At 65.4% G+C, this 14444-nt stretch carries 14 protein-coding genes and 1 tRNA gene; all 15 read right to left on the bottom strand.

What is annotated here, in order from left to right:
* Nucleotides 1-51: 51 nt before the first annotated feature.
* Complete coding sequence (locus QZ294_RS04415) at nucleotides 52-891, bottom strand: hypothetical protein (RefSeq protein ID WP_297047237.1); 840 nt, start codon at nucleotides 889-891, stop codon at nucleotides 52-54.
* 70 nt (nucleotides 892-961) lie between these two features.
* Nucleotides 962-2212, bottom strand: a complete 1251-nt coding sequence (gene rho, locus QZ294_RS04410; RefSeq protein WP_297047235.1) for a transcription termination factor Rho — start codon at nucleotides 2210-2212, stop codon at nucleotides 962-964.
* Between the two features lie 453 nt (nucleotides 2213-2665).
* Nucleotides 2666-3190 (bottom strand): CarD family transcriptional regulator, encoded by a 525-nt coding sequence (locus QZ294_RS04405; RefSeq protein ID WP_297047233.1) that lies wholly within the window; start codon nucleotides 3188-3190, stop codon nucleotides 2666-2668.
* A 211-nt stretch (nucleotides 3191-3401) separates the two neighbouring features.
* A complete protein-coding gene (gene pth / locus QZ294_RS04400; RefSeq protein ID WP_297047231.1) occupies nucleotides 3402-4034 on the bottom strand; it encodes an aminoacyl-tRNA hydrolase in 633 nt (210 codons plus the stop codon).
* A gap of 25 nt (nucleotides 4035-4059) precedes the next feature.
* Nucleotides 4060-4950, bottom strand: a complete 891-nt coding sequence (locus QZ294_RS04395) for an alpha/beta fold hydrolase (protein ID WP_297047229.1) — start codon at nucleotides 4948-4950, stop codon at nucleotides 4060-4062.
* A gap of 120 nt (nucleotides 4951-5070) precedes the next feature.
* On the bottom strand, nucleotides 5071-5682 hold the full coding sequence (locus QZ294_RS04390; RefSeq protein ID WP_297047227.1) for a 50S ribosomal protein L25/general stress protein Ctc: 612 nt from the start codon (nucleotides 5680-5682) through the stop codon (nucleotides 5071-5073).
* 63 nt (nucleotides 5683-5745) lie between these two features.
* On the bottom strand, nucleotides 5746-6693 hold the full coding sequence (locus QZ294_RS04385; RefSeq protein WP_297047225.1) for a ribose-phosphate pyrophosphokinase: 948 nt from the start codon (nucleotides 6691-6693) through the stop codon (nucleotides 5746-5748).
* A gap of 60 nt (nucleotides 6694-6753) precedes the next feature.
* Nucleotides 6754-6828: transfer RNA gene (locus QZ294_RS04380), tRNA-Gln, on the bottom strand.
* Nucleotides 6819-7709 (bottom strand): 4-(cytidine 5'-diphospho)-2-C-methyl-D-erythritol kinase, encoded by an 891-nt coding sequence (gene ispE / locus QZ294_RS04375; RefSeq protein ID WP_297047223.1) that lies wholly within the window; start codon nucleotides 7707-7709, stop codon nucleotides 6819-6821. The genes QZ294_RS04380 and ispE overlap by 10 nt, the downstream gene beginning before the upstream one ends.
* On the bottom strand, nucleotides 7706-8239 hold the full coding sequence (gene hslV / locus QZ294_RS04370) for an ATP-dependent protease subunit HslV (RefSeq protein ID WP_297047242.1): 534 nt from the start codon (nucleotides 8237-8239) through the stop codon (nucleotides 7706-7708). The genes ispE and hslV overlap by 4 nt, the downstream gene beginning before the upstream one ends.
* 2 nt (nucleotides 8240-8241) lie before the next feature.
* A complete protein-coding gene (locus QZ294_RS04365; RefSeq protein WP_297047221.1) occupies nucleotides 8242-9654 on the bottom strand; it encodes a M48 family metallopeptidase in 1413 nt (470 codons plus the stop codon).
* Nucleotides 9655-9709: 55 nt separating this feature from the next.
* Nucleotides 9710-11161, bottom strand: coding sequence for a cysteine--tRNA ligase (cysS, locus tag QZ294_RS04360; protein ID WP_297047219.1), 1452 nt, complete (start codon nucleotides 11159-11161; stop codon nucleotides 9710-9712).
* Between the two features lie 42 nt (nucleotides 11162-11203).
* Nucleotides 11204-11638 carry a ribose 5-phosphate isomerase B gene (gene rpiB / locus QZ294_RS04355; protein ID WP_297047216.1) on the bottom strand — a complete coding sequence of 145 codons (435 nt, stop codon included), beginning with the start codon at nucleotides 11636-11638 and terminating at the stop codon, nucleotides 11204-11206.
* A 42-nt stretch (nucleotides 11639-11680) separates the two neighbouring features.
* The gene (locus QZ294_RS04350; protein WP_297047214.1) at nucleotides 11681-12469 is read right to left on the bottom strand and encodes a hypothetical protein; all 789 of its coding nucleotides are present in this window, start codon (nucleotides 12467-12469) and stop codon (nucleotides 11681-11683) included.
* Nucleotides 12466-14400: a tetratricopeptide repeat protein gene (locus tag QZ294_RS04345; RefSeq protein WP_297047213.1), complete on the bottom strand. Its 1935-nt coding sequence runs from the start codon at nucleotides 14398-14400 to the stop codon at nucleotides 12466-12468. Before QZ294_RS04345 ends, QZ294_RS04350 begins: the two co-directional genes overlap by 4 nt.
* Nucleotides 14401-14444: the final 44 nt, after the last annotated feature.

The following is a 14444-nucleotide window of genomic DNA, read 5'->3' as shown; positions in this document are numbered from 1 at the left end:
TCCTGCAAAAATTCTGCACAGAATTCTGTGCAGAATTTTTGCAATTAGACACTAGTCCCGTTTGTCCCTGGTGCCCGGGGCGTCATGCAGGTCCGGGGCGCGCCGGATCTCGGGACGCGGCGCGGACAGGCGGCGGGAAGGACGCAATGGGGGGGCCTCCATGTCCCGCCGGGTGCCTGGCTGTTCGGCATCCGGCGGAAACGGCGCGGCGCATGCGCCGGACAGGCACTGGAGAAGCGCGGAAGGCAAAGGCTTGCCCAGCAGCGCCGTGAATTCCGCGGCATCGCAGGCATCCCCCACCAGGGGAGAGACGCCCGCGGCTGCCAGATGCAGCCAGCGTTCCAAAGCCGCCGCCGCAGCCATGGCATCGCCTTGCGGCGTGGGGAGCGCCATGCCGAAGCGCCACCTGCCGTCTGGGATCCCCGACGGCAGGCCGGGGATTTCGCGGCCTGCCATATCGCGTCCCCGTGGACGTACATGGACATGGCTGCCGTCCGCGTCCGCAATGATTTCGAGAGCATCGGGAGGGAAGAGCCGAAAGGTCCTGCGCCCGAAGCGGCGCAGGCACAGCGCGGCCACATCGTGTTCCCCGTCCAGCGCGAGAAGGGGGGCGTGGCCCGGGCGCACGGCACCCAGAAGGACCAGACCGGAAAAAATGCAGGCGCCCCCGGCTGCAAGGGCAGGGGCAAGATCTTTCTGGGTGCCCGCCAGGAGCAGGAGCAGCCCGAAGGCAAGAAACGTCGCGCCGAGAAACCGGCCGAGGCTTTGGCCGCGTCCGCCCTGTCGTGCGGCAAGAACAAAAAGCCGCCTCCCTTCATTCAGGCAGGGCCAGGGAAACCGGAGTTCCGGGGCATCCTGCGACGGTGGAGGGGAGGAGGCGGGGGCTTGCATCGTGACTGGCGGCCGTGGCGAAGCGCGGGCCGGTTTTTCCGCGCCTCGTCACGGCCCGGGAACGCCCGGGCTACTTGCCCATGGCGTTCAGGAAATCCTTGTTGGAGGGAGTGCCGCGCATTTTGTCGAGGAGGAACTCCATGCTGTCGAGCGGGGCCATGGGCGCGAGGATCTTGCGCAGCAGCCAGACCCTGTTGAGCACATCGTCGGGCAGGAGCAGATCTTCCTTGCGCGTGCCGGTGCGGTTGATGTCGATGGCCGGGAAAACGCGTTTTTCGGAGAGATGGCGGTCGAGATAGATCTCCATATTGCCCGTGCCCTTGAACTCTTCGAAAATGACCTCATCCATGCGCGAGCCGGTATCGATGAGCGCCGTGGCGATAATGGTCAGGCTGCCGCCTTCTTCAATATTGCGGGCGGCGCCGAAGAAGCGCTTGGGCCGCTGGAGGGCGTTGGCGTCCAGACCGCCGGAAAGCACGCGGCCGGAGGACGGGGTCACGGCATTGTACGCCCGGCCGAGACGGGTGATGGAATCAAGCAGGATGACCACATCACGCTTGCGTTCCACCAGTCGCTTGGCCTTTTCCAGCACCATTTCACAGACCTGGACATGGCGCTGCGGCGGTTCATCGAAGGTGGAGCTGATGACTTCCGCCTTTTTGACCGTGCGCTCCATGTCCGTCACTTCCTCGGGGCGCTCGTCGATGAGCAGGACGATGAGGTACACGTCAGGATTATTGGCATTGATGGCATTGGCGAGCGACTGGAGCAGGATGGTCTTGCCCGTGCGCGGCGGGGCCACGATAAGGCCGCGCTGGCCGCAGCCGATGGGGGCCATGAGGTCAATGACGCGGTTGGAGAGATTTTTCTCGCCATCTTCCATGACGAGCTGGTGATCGGGATAGATGGGCGTGAGGTTGTCGAACAGGACGAGATTCTTGGCGTTTTCCGGCGGCTCGAAACCGATCTCCGTCACCTTGAGCAGGGCGAAATACCGTTCCCCCTCCTTGGGCGGCCGGATCTGGCCCGAAACCACATCGCCCTTGCGCAGGGAAAAGCGCCGGATCTGGGAGGGGGAGACATAGATGTCGTCCGGCCCGGGCATGAAGCTGTAGAGCGGCGAGCGGAGAAAACCGAAACCGTCCGGCAGGATCTCAAGGACACCGTCGCCGTAGATGGCGCCGTTTTGTGAAGCGCAGGTGGACAGGAGGGCGAAGATGAGTTCCTGCTTGCGCATGGAGCTTGCATTTTCGATCTCATACTGTTCCGCAAGCTCCATAAGCTCTTGCATGCTGCGGGTTTTCAGGTCAGTGAGGCTCATGCCGCTGTCAGTAAGGAGGGCGGGTGTGGTTTTTTTCTTGCGCATACAGGGTACTGATGGTTTCAAACAACGGTGGAGGCATGTATGTCGCATGCCGGACACTGAGGCCCAAAAGGACAATGGGATGGGATGAAGTACAGATGTGCGGCAAAAAACTTAGGGCATTTCGTCACAAATAGCAAGAAAAAAGGTGAGGATTTTCAAAAAACGGGACTGTCGCGCTATCCGGTGCCCCAAATGGAATGGTTCCGGGGAATATCCGGGCGGCGCGCAGGGCGGTCCGGCCGCATGGGCCTCCCAACGCGCAACAGACTGTGGACATGCATGCACATCGTGATCTGCAAAATGCCCTGCCGCCCGCGCGGGCAAACGGTCGCGCGAGGGCGCGTTCCATGCCGGGCGCGTGATCTGCGACCGCGTGAGCTGCGAAGTGGGGGATGTCTTGCCTGATGCTCAGGCACTTTTGCACTGGGCTTCGGCAACGGCCTGGGGCGCCGCATACAGCGCAAGCAGCTCCTCTCGCAGTTCGTCCTGCGAAAGGCCGAGCACTTCCGCCAGCTCTCCGCCCACGAGGCTCATGGCCTGTTCCAGAAGGCGCCGCTCGCCGAACGAGAGTTCCTTGGTGCGGCCGATGAGCAGCAGTTCGCGCAGCACGTCGGCCACAACGGCAAGATCCGGGCTTTTCAGGCGTTCGGAATATTCGCGGAAGCGGCGGTTCCAGTTCTGGCCGGTGAAGACGGTGCGTTCGCGGTCGCTGCGGAGCGCGTCAAGGATGCGGGCCGCCTCCTTGCGTGTGATGAGCGAACGCAAGCCCACATTGATGGCGTTATGCACGGGGACCATGAGCGTGATGCTATTGGCCCGGATGCGCACGATATAAAATTCGCAGGCAACGCCGCCGATGTCCTTGTGGTCGATGCGCTCGATCCTGCCCACGCCCTGGGCCGGATAAACCACGAGATTGTCCGGTGCGAACATATGCCTTCCCCGTGCCTGAGGCGCAACTACGCAGATTGTGGATGGTTGGTTCATCACTGCGGCGGCTCCCGGCTGCGTCCGGGTGGCCGATTCCCGTGGGGGAGAGGCAGGGACAAGGACAAGGTTTCGCAAGGGGGCCAAAATACGACTATGCTTAACTTGTAACACAATCACATATGGGTGTCCAGTGAGGGAGCCTTTTTTCTTTTTTTCACCGGGCCTCCGTTTCCCCGGTCTCATGGGCGGGCACGGCGGCCGCGCGCGCCAGTCTGGCCGCTCCGGCCGCGTCCCCCCCGGCGGCGGCGAAGAAAACCTCCCTGGCGGCGGGCATGGCGCCGGCGATGCGTGCCGCGTCTTCCGCATCGGGGCGCCCCAGCACCCAGTTGATGACGTCGCCCTTGTGCGGCGGTCTGCCGATGCCGATCCTCAGGCGGGCGAAATCCGGCGTGCCCAGCTGGTCGCGGATGGAGGCGAGACCATTGTGCCCGGCATTGCCGCCGCCGACCTTGAAGCGCAGTTCGCCGGCCGGGATGTCCAGTTCGTCATGGGCCACGATGAGCCGGCCGGGCGTGATCCTGTGCCAGGCAAGCAGGGGCTGGACGCAGTGCCCGCTGGCGTTCATCATGGTCAGGGGCATGGCCGCGAGCCAGGTGCCACGCAGCCCCGGCATGCTGAAGCGCCAGAGATCGCACTGGAACTTGCCGCCGTTCAGGGGTTCCACGCGCCCCGTTTCCCGCGCCTGGGCGAGCAGGCGGTCCACGAAGGCGAAGCCGCAGTTATGCCGTGTGCCCGCATATTTGTTGCCGGGATTTCCCAGACCCACCAACGCGCCTGCATATTCCATGACTTCCTCCGTGGCTGGTTTTGCTTCAGACCGTCGCAGTGGGCGTGTCCTGCGCCTCGAGGCGCAAGGGCATGCCCAGGCCCGCGCAGACGGCGGCCGCATCACGGGCGATGAAGCGGGCAAGGGCCGGGTCCATGGGCGCGAGGTGTCCTCCCCCGGGGAGCCAGACGAGCGTCTTCGTCGGAGCCTGGATCTCGCTGAGGAACGCACGGGCAAGCGCTGGCGTGAACAGGGCGTCATCGCCGGCATTGTAGAGTCGGAACGGGCAGTGGAGCAGGGGAGAAACGCGCGCGCTGAAAAGGCTTGCCAGAAAGCCCAGTGGATAGGTGAGGCGACTGCCGCGCCTGTCGATGCGGATATCGCGATGGCCGGCCAGGACCCGCCGGACAGGGAGATAGCAGGCCAGCGGAACAGGCAGGCGCGGCAGGATGCGGCCCAGGGCGGCGATGCCGCGTTCGAGCTTTGCGCGCCGGTCCGCAAGGCGCGCGAAACGGGTCAGGGCAATGGCCTGCGGCATCTGCGGCAGGATGGCGCAGATGGAGAACGCGGCCGTGAGGGTGGTTGAGATCCCGGCATGGGCCGCGCTGAGGATGCCGCCCTGGCTGTGTCCGCACACGGCCACCGGGCCGAAGCCCGCGTCCTGGAGCCACCGCTCGGCGAAGAGTCCATCCTCAAGGAGCGAAGCGAAGGTAAAACCGCTCCGGCGCGGATTGACGCCATGGCCTTCAGGATGCAGCCCCGCCACGGCAAAGCCGGCTTCCCGCAGTGCGGCCATGAGCGGGCTGTATTGCCGGGGCGAAAGCATGGTTCCCGGATAGAAGAGCATGGTCCCGGCGCCGGGGTTGGGCCGGATTTCCAGCGCAAGGCTGTGGCCGTTTCGCCGGAGGCGTTGCAAGCGCAAGGTGGAGTGGGGCATATCCGTAACAGCAGAAAAGGCCGACCCGCGAGGGCCGGCCTCAAAATGGTGACAAACGCCGCGCCACAGCCAGGACGCTGCCGAAAGCGCCGTCCGCCGGGCAGGGCCATGAAGGGACGCCTATTCGGCGGCTTCCTCGGTTTCGCCCTCTTCCGCCACATCATCCTTGCTCTTGGCGAGCACGCTGACAATGGCGAAATTCCTGTCATGGACGGCGGAAACATTTTCGGGAAGCTTGAGATCGGCCACGGAAATGGTGTCGCCGATATTCATCTCCGTCACGTCCACAACGACCTTTTGCGGCATGTCCATGGGCTTGCTGGCAAGGCGCACATATTCGCGATAGGTCTCAAGGATGCCGCCGAGCTTGGTGCCCTTGGCAACGCCCACGAATTCCAGCGGCACATCCACCTTGACTTCCTTGTTCAGATCGACGCCGTAGTAGTCGATATGCAGGAAGCAGTTTTTGTAGGGATGGCGCTGCACCTGCCAGATGAGGACGGGATGCACTTCTTTGGCGCCGTCGTTCTCTATCTCCAGATTGAACACAGTGGTGTGTCCCACGGATTCGTAGAGCTTTTCCAGCGGCAGGGTCGGCGCCTGGACCATGATGTTCTCGCCCGAGGCGGTATAGAAGACGCCGGGCACCATGTCCCTGGAACGCAGACGACCGTTGGCCCCTTTGCCGCGGGCGTCGCGCTTCTGCACATTCAATGTCTTTTCGATGCTCATCTCCCTCTCCTTGCTGACCGCCGAAACGTGCGGAAACTGTTCATCCTGAAGATCCCCGCCATGCTACACGAAGAGCACGCTCACCGAGGAACCCGTATGGATATTGTGGATGGTCTTGCCGAGAAGCGCGGCCACGGAAGCCACCTTGAGCTTGGGGCAGCGCTCCAGTTTGTCGCCCAGAGGAATGGTGTCCGTCACGATGACCTGCGAAAGGGCGTCCGTCGCATTGATGCGGTCAATGGCCGGTCCGGAAAGCACCGGATGCGTGGCGCAGGCCACGATGCGGGTGGCGCCGTAGCTGAGGAGCACCTCCGCGCCGGCGCAGAGCGTGCCCGCCGTGTCGATCATGTCGTCCACCACAATGGCGACGCGGCCCTCCACATCGCCGATGACGTGCATGGCCTGGGCCTGATTGGGCTTGTCGCGCCGCTTGTCCACGATGGCGAGCGGCGCGTTGAGCCGCTTGGCATAGGCCCTGGCGCGCTCCACGCCGCCCGCGTCCGGCGAGACGATGACGATATTGTCCTCGTGCAGGTCGCGCAGGCTGTCCATCATGACGGGCACGGCAAAAAGATTGTCCACCGGGCAGTTGAAAAAGCCCTGGATCTGGCCCGCGTGGAGGTCGATGGTGACGACCCTGTCCGCTCCGGCCACGCTGATGAAATCCGCCACCATCTTGGCGCTGATGGGCGCGCGCGGGCTGACCTTGCGATCCTGGCGCGCATAGGCATAGTAGGGGATGACCGCTGTGATGCGCCCGGCGCTGGCACGTTTGAGGGCGTCCATCATCAGGCAGAGCTGCATGAAGTTGCGGTTCACTTCCGGCGGGCATGTGGGCTGGACGACAAAAACGTCGTCCTCGCGCACATTGTCGCCGATCTCGATCCGCAACTCGCCGTCGCTGAATGTGGTGGCAAGGGTGGGGGTGAGCTGACAGCCCAGATGATCGCAGATGGATCGGGCAAGCTCGGGATTGGAGGAACCCGTGACGATTTTCAGGTCGCTGAACATGGAGCCGCCTTGGCAAATCCGTTCAAAAACCGACAGTGGTCATCTGGCGCTGCCGCAGTTTGGCTGGGATGGAAGGGTTCGAACCTTCGGATGACGGAGCCAAAACCCGTTGCCTTACCACTTGGCTACATCCCAGCGGTCCCCAGTGCCTGGCAATAGACGCGCGGATATGCGCCGCGCAGCCGGGTCGCGGCATCCTGTGCCGCCGCCTCCGCCGCGAAAAGCCCGAACACGCTTGAGCCGCTGCCGGTCATGCCGGCTGCCAGCGCCCCGAGCCGCCCAAGCTCCGCCTTGAGTCGGGCAAGCTGCGGATGCCGGGGGAAGACGGCGGCCTCAAGATCATTGTGCAGATCAAGGCGCGCCGTTCCAAAGAGAAGAACTCCATTAACCGCGCACGCGCGCTTTGTCAAGCTGTTTTGGGCGCGGCATGCGGCGCCGGAAGCGCCCCCGGCCCGCAGTTCATCCAGCCGCGCGAAGGCCTGCCCCGTCGCCACATGGATACCGGGGCAGACGAGGACGAGAAACAGGGGCGGCCAGTCATCTTCCAGCGGTTCCACCATCTCACCGATACCGCGCACCCGGCTGGGACGGCCGCTGAGGAAGAACGGCACATCGGACCCGACGGCCAGCGCCGCCTGCGCCAGCGCCGCCTGCGGGAGCGGGCGCTCACGCAGGGAATCGAGCCAGAGCAGGAGGGCGGCCGCGTCGCTGCTGCCGCCGCCCAGGCCGGCGCCCGACGGGATGCGCTTGACAAGTTCCACTTCCACCCCGGGCGCCTCCCCCGCGGCGGCCAGAAAGGCGGCATGGGCCTTGGTGAGAGTATTGCGGGCGGGGTCGATGCCCGGAGCATCGCAGCGCACGATGATGCCGGCTCCCGGCCGATGGCGGATGCGCAGTTCGTCGCGCGGCGCGGCCAGCGGCCAGAAGAGGGAATCCAGCTCATGGTAGCCGTCCGGCCTGCGGCCGAGGACGCGCAGGCCGAGATTCACCTTGCAGCCCGCAGTGAGGCGGATCACAGGGTTTCCAGGGTCAGGCGGTCATTGGTATAGACGCAGATCTCCGCTGCGATTGCCATGGCCTCCCGCGCCACCTCGGCCGCGTCCAGGCCGCTGTGGCGCAGCAAGGCCCGCGCCGCCGCCAGGGCATAGGGTCCGCCGCTGCCGATGACCGCCACGTCGTCATCGGGTTCGATGACATCGCCCGTGCCGGAAACGAGCAGGAGGTGTTCGCTATCGGCGAGCAGGAGCATGGCCTCAAGCTTGCGGAGGTATTTGTCCTTGCGCCATTCCTTGGTCATCTCCACGGCGGCGCGCAGGAGATTGCCCCGCATTTCCTTGAGTTTGGCCTCAAAAAGCTCAAAAAGGGTGAAGGCATCGGCCGTGGCGCCCGCAAAACCCGCGAGGACGCGTCCTTCATGGAGCCGGCGCACCTTGTGCGCGGTATGCTTCATGACCATGCTCTGCCCAAGCGTCACCTGACCGTCCCCGGCCATGGCGACCTGGCCGTTTTTTTTCACGGCGAGAATGGTTGTGGCGTGTGTTTCCATCATCAGCTCTTTTCCCAGATTTCCTTGCGTTCCTTGTACGCGGCCTCCAGGCGCCGGAAGGCGCGCTGGTCCGCCATTTTTGCGGCCAGGGCCTTTGCCTGGTTGAAATAGCGTTCCGTCAGTTTGCGATTATTGGCGTAGAGCGCGCTGTAGGTCATGTGGATATAGGCTTCGGGCGTCCTGCCCGCCGTGCCGAGAGAGCGCGCATAGGCTTCATGCACTTCCGGGTCCTGCGGCACATGGCGCAGGACATCGGCATAATGCCTGGCCGCCTGCGCGTGACGCCCGGTTTCGTCCAGCATGCGGGCGTAGAAAAAGGATGCCATGAAGTCCCGGGGATCGCGGCGCATGGCTTCGCTCAGCAGCTTCTCGGCGCGATCCATGCTGCCCTTGCGGTAGTGGAAGGCTCCGGCCTCGCGCAGCACCAGGGGGTCGGCGGGGGCGGCGGCCAGCGCCTCCTCGAATGCCGCGGCGGCGTCGTTGACGCGGTTCTGGCGCGCCAGGACGATGCCCCTGCCCATGCGGGAGAGGCCGTCCCTGCCCGAAAAGCGCTGCAATGCCGCCTGTTCGTCGCCATAGCGCGCCCAGAGCAGCGTCTTGACGCGCTGGTAGCGGCGATTGTCGAAGGTGCGGTTGCGGACGGACGCGGGCAGCGTTTCGATACGGGCCTGGAGTCCGTTGACGCGGTCGCCGATGGCGGGATGGGTGGAAAGGTAGGTGGGGATGTTGATGCCGCTCATCCAGTTCTTGTGGCGCAGCACCTTGAAACCGCCGACCATGCCCGAGGGGGGGTAGCCCGCGGCCACCAGATATTGCAGGCCGAGGTTGTCGGCCTCGCTCTCATCCATCCTGCTGTAATTGAGCATGGCCGACTGGCTTGCCCCGGCGGCGCTCACCGCCGCTGCGCCCCCCGCGGGACCGCCCAGCGCCACCCCTGCCACGGCCACGAGCAGGGAACCCAGGGTCAGGTACTGGGCACGTTCCAGTCGCGCCGCCACATGGCGCTGCGTCACATGGGCCAGTTCGTGGGCGAGCACGCCGGCCAGCTCCTCCTCCCGTTCCAGATTCATGATCATGCCGGTAAAGACGAAAACATAGCCCCCGGGCACGGCGAACGCATTGAGCGCATTGTGCAGCACCACCGAGGACGTGAACTCAAAGGGCTGCGGCGGAATGGCCCTGACCAGCCGCTTGAGCACGCCGGCCACATACTGGCTGACTTCGGGGTCTTCGACGATGGGCAGGTGGGAGCGGACCATGACATCGAACTTGTGGCCCATCTCCTTTTCATCCTTGAGCGAAACGCCGCCAAGGAAGAATGCTCCGGCCCTGGGCGGAAACGCCAGGGGGAGCAGGAGGGCAAGAATGACGAAGAGCGCCGTTACGCGGCGAAAATGGCGGAGGGAAAAGGACATATGCTCCTTGGGTCGGGTCTGTCCCCGGAAGCGCCGGGAACGCGGGGGGCGGTGATCACTCCAGGTCCCATTCCTGGCCTTGGGGGGTGTCGCGCACGCTCACGCCCATGGCGGCGAGCGTTTCGCGCAGGGCGTCCGAGCCGGCAAAGTCTTTTGCGGCCCGGGCCTGGACGCGCCGCGCGAGGAGTTCCTCCACGCGGTCGAGGTCGAGCTTGCGGCGCCGGGCGCGCATGGCGCGCAGGTCCGTCAGGAACGCGTCTGGCTCCTGGCCGAAAAGACCGAAGCGCGTGTGCCACTGGCGGGCACGCGCGAGAAAGTCCTCCAGCAGGTCGCCCGTGCCCCGGGCGGCCCGCAGCGCCTTGTCTTCCAGCAGACGGTTGACGATGCGTACCTGCGAAAAGATGTGTCCCAGCGCCTGGGCCGTATTGAGATCGTCGTCCATGGCGGCGGAAACGGCGCCGTCGAGGGCGTCCCATTCCTCCCGCAGACCGGCGGGAAGCGGCGTCGCCTTCCACGAGGCGCGCCCCAGCGCACGCACGGCATCGCGCAGGGCCGCATATACGCGCTGCTGGCCTTTTTCCGCATCATCCATGGCCTCCGGGCTGAAGTCGATGGGGCTGCGGTAGTGCTTGCCCAGCAGGAAGAAACGCAGGCTCTCCGGCAGATAGTCGCGCAGGATGTCGCGGATGGTGGTGAAATTGCCGAGGGACTTGGACATCTTTTCCTGATCGATCTGCACGAATCCGTTATGGACCCAGAACCTGGCGAGTTCGCACGCGCAGACCGCTTCCGTCTGGGCGATCTCGTTCTCATGATGGGGAAAAATGAGATCCTGGCCGCCGCCGTGGATATCAAGCGGCAGGAAGGGCTGGCTCATGGCCGAGCATTCGATGTGCCAGCCCGGGCGCCCCGGTCCCCACGGGCTTTCCCACGAAGGCTCGCCGGGCTTGGCGGCCTTCCAGAGGGCAAAGTCGAGCGGGTCTTCCTTTTCCTCGCCGGGGACCACGCGCGCCCCGGCCATGAGTTCGTCGAGGCTGCGGCGCGAAAGCCTGCCGTAGGGAGCATAGGCGCGCACGCGGAAATAGACGTCGCCGCCGGGCGTGGCGTACGCCTTGCCGGCGGCGATGAGGCGGGAGCAGAGTTCCTGTATCTGGGGGATGGATTCCGTGGCGCGCGGCTCAAGGTCGGCCCGGAGGACGCCCAGACGATCCATGTCTTCATGGAAGGCTGCCATATAGGTGGCGGCGATTTCGCGCCAGTCGCGGTTCTCGCTTTCCGCGCGGCGGATGATCTTGTCGTCCACATCCGTAAAATTGCGGACAAAGAGCACTTCCAGCCCCAGGTGACGGAGCTGGCGCACCAGGATGTCGAAGACGATGGCCGAACGGGCATGGCCGATATGGCAGTAGTCGTAGGAGGTGATGCCGCAGACGTAGATGTGCGCCTTGCCGGGGCGCACGGGAATGAATTCCTCCTTGCGCCGGCCAAGGGTGTTGTACAGTTGCATGACAGTCCTTCAGGCCGCGCCGGCGGCCTCTGATGTCCGGATTCAGGCGCGGGGCGTGATCTGGTCGATGCGCCGCTGGTGGCGGCCGCCTTCGAACCCGGTCTCAAGAAATGCCGCCATGATGGCGAGCGCCAGCTCCTCACCCGTGATGCGCGCGCCCAGGCACAGCACATTGGCATCGTTGTGGCGGCGGCTCAACCGGGCATGGAGTTCGGTGGTGCAGAGGGCCGCGCGGATCCCGTCGTGGCGGTTGGCGGCCATGGACATGCCGATGCCGCTGCCGCAGACGAGGATGCCCTGGCCGCCCTCATGCAGCAGCGCCGAGCAGAGCCTGTGGGCAAAAACCGGATAGTCGCAGCTTTCCCGGGAATCTGTGCCGTGATCCCTGACTGTGAAGCCCCGGACGGCCAGCTCGCGGGCGAGAAGGTCCTTGAGCGCGTACCCGGCATGGTCCGAGGCCAGATGAACGAGGGACATGCAAGACTCCTTTGCGCGTGCGTCCGGAACCGCTCTCGCGGCTCAGGAATTGTGGGCGCGATACTGGGAAAGCGGAAGCAGGGGCGCCCCCTCCGGCAAGGTAAGTCGCATCTGCTCCGGGGTAAAGGGGGTGCCGGGATGTTCGCGCTCCTTGACGAGAAGGAGGGCGCGTTTGCCGCTGCCGTGGGTCAGGTTGAGCCGCCGGGGCAGGGGGGGGGGGCCGTCGTCATAGACGATCTCCATCCGCCAGCCGTCCGCCGCGGTTTCGCGCCAGGCGACGGGCCGGCCCGCGGCATCCAGGTCCAGGCGGCCGCCGGGCGTTCCTTCCAGCGCATACCGGGCCAGGCCGTCAGGCAGCAGGCTGGACCCGGCATGGCTGTCGCCGAACGCGGCGCTGTAGTGGCCGGTGAGCAGGGCCGTCAGGCGTGACAGGCCGAAGGGCACGGGCACGCCCACCCTGAGCAGCGGACTGGCCGCGCCCTGATGGAAGTATGCCTTGTTTTCCAGGGGCGCATAGACGAGGAAGTGCTGGCCGTCCTCAAGGATCTTGGCGACCACGGTGCCCACCCCCGCCATGACGTCGAGCCGGAGTTCCCGGCCGCCGTTGCCCCAGAGCAGCGCCGTGACGCGGCGGGTGTTGCCTTCCTCCCCGAAACGCAGGCTCATCTGGAGACGGTAGGGCGCCTTCGCCACAGCGCCGGTATCCGTATATGCCTGCCAGCGGCGCGCAAGGATCGACGCGTCTTCCCCCTCGGGGGCGCCGGGCAGGGGGGGCTGTTTGGCGCAGGCGCAGAGAAGCAGGGCCATGCAGAAGAGGACGAGCTTTTTCATGGATGGGCAAGCCGTTGCCGCAATGCCTCCGCATTGTCGGGTTTGAGGTCGAGCGCTTTCTGGTAGGCGCGGCGCGCTTCGCCGGCATGACCAAGGTGGCGCGCTATGTCGCCGTAATGCTCCCAAATGGTGGCGTCCACCGGGCCTTCAAGGCCCACGGCCTGCCTGATCTTGGCGAGCGCCTCTTCCGCCCTGCCGGCACGGAACAAGGCCCAGGCAAGGGAATCGACGATATACGCCTGATCCGGTGAAAGCGCATCCGCGCGTGACAGGAGCTGAAGCGCGCGGTCAAGTTCGCGGTTTTCCTCGGCCAGGGTATAGCCCACATAGTTGAGGGCCTGGAAATTGTCCGGCTGTTTTTTCAGAATGCCTTCCATGACGTCCATGGCTTCCCGCTTGTTGCCGCTTTCGTCCAGCAGGGAACCGAGCAGAAAGGCGAGGTCGGCATTGTCGGGCCATTGGGCGACCGCCGCGCGCGCGGCGGCGAGGGCGGCGTCCATCTGTTTCTGGCGGGCAAGGAGACGGATCTCGAGATCGCGCAGTTCCGCGGCGCGCGGAAAGTCGCGCTGGCTCGCGCGGGCAAGCTCCAGCGCCGCGTCGGTCTTGCCCGCTTCGGCAAGGAGCTGGATGCGGAGAACGCGGGCGCGCACGGCGGCGGGGCTGGAAGCCGCGATCCTGTCCAGCCAGGAAAATGCCATGTTCAGATCGCGGCGCTGCTCATAGGCGAGGTCGGCAAGCAGGAGATAGACATCGTCCGGCGCACCCTCTTTCGCCGTGAGCTGCTTGAGCAGGCGCTCGGCCTGGAGGTAGTGGCGCGCGTCCATGAGCATGCTCGCGGCCGTGAGCTTGAAGGGCACGGTGTCCGGACCCTGATTGATGTATTGGAGGGCTTTTTCCGGTTGCTTGAGCCGCAGGGAGAGATTCACGAGACGCAGGGAAACATCCTGCGGCGAAAAATGGGATCTGGCGAGTTTTTCATAGGTGGCGCGGGCCTCGCGAAGCTCGCCTTCCTGCTCAAGAAGAAAGGCCAGTTCGGCCAGGGCTTCCACAAAATCCGGCATGCCCCGGACGGCACGGCGCAGAAGGGGGATGGCCTCCGCCTTGCGCCCCATGCCCACAAGCGCCTTGGCATGGTAATATTCCACCAGGGGGGTGCGCTGTTTGGCCGGGATCCCCGTCAGGAGCTTTTCCGCCTCATCGAACTTGTGTTCCTTGACAAGCAGGAGCGCCAGCTCGAGGCGGGCATCAAGCGCGTCGGGATGCCGCGCGAGATAGGCGCGCATGAGTTCCGCGCCGCGCCCGGCCATGCCGTGTTCGCCCAGAGCTTCCGCATGGAGAAGATTGAGCGAAAGATCCTCGGGCTGCGCCTTGAGCGCCTGTTCCAGATAGGCGACGGCATTGGGCGACTTGCGGCTCATGAGCCAGACGCCGCCGTCCAGCCAGATTTGCGTGGGCCAGATCCCGGGGGCGTCTGTCCGCGCTGCTTCCGCGCGGGGTGCGCCGGTATGCGCCGGTCCGGGGGGAACGCCCGTGGCCGGAGCAACGTCTGCGCCGGATGCTGCGGACGCTGCGGGTGCTGCGGATGCCGGCGGCTCCTGTGCGGCATCGCTTCCGGCCGCCTGTGCGGTGAGCAGGGCGGCGGCATCGAGCAGAGCGGCCTCGTCATCATCAAGAATGGCGCGGACGGCGCGCATGTAGGCGTAAAGGCCAAGGGCTTCGGGCGAAAGCTCCCGTTCCACCGGGCGCACATGGATGGTCGGCAGGGCCTTGAGGCGCGGTGTTTCCTGAAGGATGCGGGCGGCGGCCTCCACGGTTGCCGGGAGGGCGGACTGCGCCTGGACGGCCGGCGTTGCGCCGTGTTCCGCGGCCGCGCGCGGGGGGGCTTCCTGCCCGTTGCCGCCGCAGGCGGCCAGCAGGAACGCGCACAGCACAAAAGCGCGGAGCCGCGCCGGACAAAGCGGCAGCGGCCGGCCGG

The sequence above is a fragment of the uncultured Desulfovibrio sp. genome (assembly GCF_910584445.1).
In the GTDB taxonomy this organism is placed as follows: domain Bacteria; phylum Desulfobacterota; class Desulfovibrionia; order Desulfovibrionales; family Desulfovibrionaceae; genus Desulfovibrio.
Note: the sequence above shows the minus strand (reverse complement) of the source record. Positions and strands in the feature narration are given on the sequence as shown.

Bases quoted from the DNA above. Each gene is read 5' to 3' on its own strand.
- QZ294_RS04415 (WP_297047237.1), bottom strand. From the start codon at position 891: ATGCAAGCCCCCGCCTCCTCCCCTCCACCGTCGCAGGATGCCCCGGAA.
- rho (WP_297047235.1), bottom strand. From the start codon at position 2,212: ATGAGCCTCACTGACCTGAAAACCCGCAGCATGCAAGAGCTTATGGAG.
- QZ294_RS04405 (WP_297047233.1), bottom strand. From the start codon at position 3,190: ATGTTCGCACCGGACAATCTCGTGGTTTATCCGGCCCAGGGCGTGGGC.
- pth (WP_297047231.1), bottom strand. From the start codon at position 4,034: ATGGAATATGCAGGCGCGTTGGTGGGTCTGGGAAATCCCGGCAACAAA.
- QZ294_RS04395 (WP_297047229.1), bottom strand. From the start codon at position 4,950: ATGCCCCACTCCACCTTGCGCTTGCAACGCCTCCGGCGAAACGGCCAC.
- QZ294_RS04390 (WP_297047227.1), bottom strand. From the start codon at position 5,682: ATGAGCATCGAAAAGACATTGAATGTGCAGAAGCGCGACGCCCGCGGC.
- QZ294_RS04385 (WP_297047225.1), bottom strand. From the start codon at position 6,693: ATGTTCAGCGACCTGAAAATCGTCACGGGTTCCTCCAATCCCGAGCTT.
- hslV (WP_297047242.1), bottom strand. From the start codon at position 8,239: ATGGAAACACACGCCACAACCATTCTCGCCGTGAAAAAAAACGGCCAG.
- QZ294_RS04365 (WP_297047221.1), bottom strand. From the start codon at position 9,654: ATGTCCTTTTCCCTCCGCCATTTTCGCCGCGTAACGGCGCTCTTCGTC.
- cysS (WP_297047219.1), bottom strand. From the start codon at position 11,161: ATGCAACTGTACAACACCCTTGGCCGGCGCAAGGAGGAATTCATTCCC.
- rpiB (WP_297047216.1), bottom strand. From the start codon at position 11,638: ATGTCCCTCGTTCATCTGGCCTCGGACCATGCCGGGTACGCGCTCAAG.
- QZ294_RS04350 (WP_297047214.1), bottom strand. From the start codon at position 12,469: ATGAAAAAGCTCGTCCTCTTCTGCATGGCCCTGCTTCTCTGCGCCTGC.